The 1,753-nt window shown below is 67.0% G+C and carries 1 protein-coding gene; it reads left to right on the top strand.

Annotated features, from left to right (window positions below; genetic code table 11):
• Window positions 1-55 precede the first annotated feature (55 nt).
• Window positions 56-1,738, top strand: a complete 1,683-nt coding sequence (locus ACIQPR_RS49080; protein ID WP_403664381.1) for an ISAzo13 family transposase — start codon at window positions 56-58, stop codon at window positions 1,736-1,738.
• Window positions 1,739-1,753 lie beyond the last annotated feature (15 nt).

Raw genomic sequence — 1,753 nt, 5'->3', positions numbered from 1 at the left:
AGGGCTTGCCGGGAAACAAGTCGTGGCTTCCGGCTGCCGGACTCGTTGTTCTGGTATGGGGAGACCGGAGGGGATCGAGGCCGTCCTGGCAGCGAAGTTCCAGGTGTTGTTGCCGCATCTGGACGAGCGCCAGCGTCGGCTGGCCATAGGGGCGGAAGCGCGGTCACTGGGGCGTGGTGGGATCAGGCTCGTCGCCGCCGCGGCCGGGGTTCGGGAGGGCACGGTCTCGCGCGGAGCGGCTGAACTGGACTCTGGCCAGGCTCTGTTGGGGCGAGTCCGTCGTCCTGGTGGAGGCCGAAAGAAGGCCGTGGACCTTGATCCGGGGCTGCGGCCGGCGCTGCTTGCGCTGGTCGAGCCCGACGAGCGGGGCGATCCGATGTCGCTGCTGCGGTGGACGACGAAGTCGACCCGGAAGCTGGCAGCGGAGCTGACCCGGCAGGGCCACCGGGTCTCCGCCGACACGGTCGCCGGCCTGCTGCGGGAGGAAGGCTTCAGCCTGCAGGCCAACGCCAAGACCATCGAGGGTGCCCAGCACCCCGACAGGGACGCCCAGTTCCGCTACCTCAATGAGCGGGCGCGAGCCCACCGGGACGCCGGCGACCCGGTGATCAGCGTGGACAGCAAGAAGAAGGAGCTGATCGGCGACTACAAGAACGCCGGGCGCGAATGGCGGCCCGCAGGGCAGCCCGTGAGGGTCAAGACGCACGACTTCCCCGGCCACGCCGAGAAGGCGATTCCGTACGGAATCTATGACATGGCGGCGAATACTGGCTGGGTCACCGTCGGCACCGATCACGACACCGCGGCGTTCGCCGTCGCCTCGATCCGGCGCTGGTGGCAGGCAGTCGGTCGGCACGACTACCCCGACGCCCGCCGACTGCTGATCACCGCCGACGGCGGGGGCTCCAACGGCTATCGCACCCGCGGCTGGAAGACCCAGCTCGCCGACCTCGCTGCCGAGACGGGTCTGGAAGTCACGGTGTGTCACCTTCCACCCGGCACCTCGAAATGGAACAAGATCGAGCACCGGCTGTTCTCTCACATCACCATGAACTGGCGCGGCAGACCTCTGACCAGCCATGAAGTCATGCTCCAAACCATCGCCGCGACCACCAGCCGTACCGGCCTCACCGTCCATGCCGAGCTCGACAGCGGTGAGTACCCCACCGGCATCCGCATCAGCGACGACGCGATCGCCGCCCTGCCCATCACTCGCCATCGCTTCCACGGCGACTGGAACTACACCCTCCACCCCCGGCATCCGATGGACGCGGCGACCACCGGCAGTACACCGGACGAGGCCCTGGCGCACAGACCGGTTCGCCTCACGCGGCGTTCGCTCCAGGACCCGGAACTGACCGGGATGACCCGTCGGCAGCTCAACGAGCTCATCGAGTCGTTGACTTCAGCGATGGAGGTTCAACGCGAGCAAGTACTCCGCACACGTCGGGGTCACGAGCGCCTGGTGGCCCCTGGCGCAGGTGCCAAAGCCAAGCTCACCTCAGCCGATCGGGTCCTGGTCACCGTGCTCCACCTGCGAAAACTTGCGACCATGGACCTCCTGGGCCAGCTCTTCAACACCACCGCCATGACCATCAGCCGTGCAGTGAAAGACATCCGCCCGCTCCTGGAAGCCAACCTCGTCTGCATCCCTGCCTCAACCGCCCGTTTCCGCACACGGGAAGACGTCGCCAGGTTTCTCGACCCCGACAAAACCAAGATCAAACCGACGTGTTGATTCCCGGCAAGCCCT

The sequence above is a fragment of the Streptomyces sp. NPDC091280 genome (assembly GCF_044768565.1).
In the GTDB taxonomy this organism is placed as follows: Bacteria; Actinomycetota; Actinomycetes; order Streptomycetales; family Streptomycetaceae; genus Streptomyces.
The sequence above is the reverse complement of the archived record's forward strand: the minus strand, read 5'-3'. Positions and strand labels throughout refer to the sequence as shown.

Excerpts from the sequence above, each read along its gene's own strand:
- ACIQPR_RS49080 (WP_403664381.1), top strand. The coding sequence starts at position 56 with ATGGGGAGACCGGAGGGGATCGAGGCCGTCCTGGCAGCGAAGTTCCAG.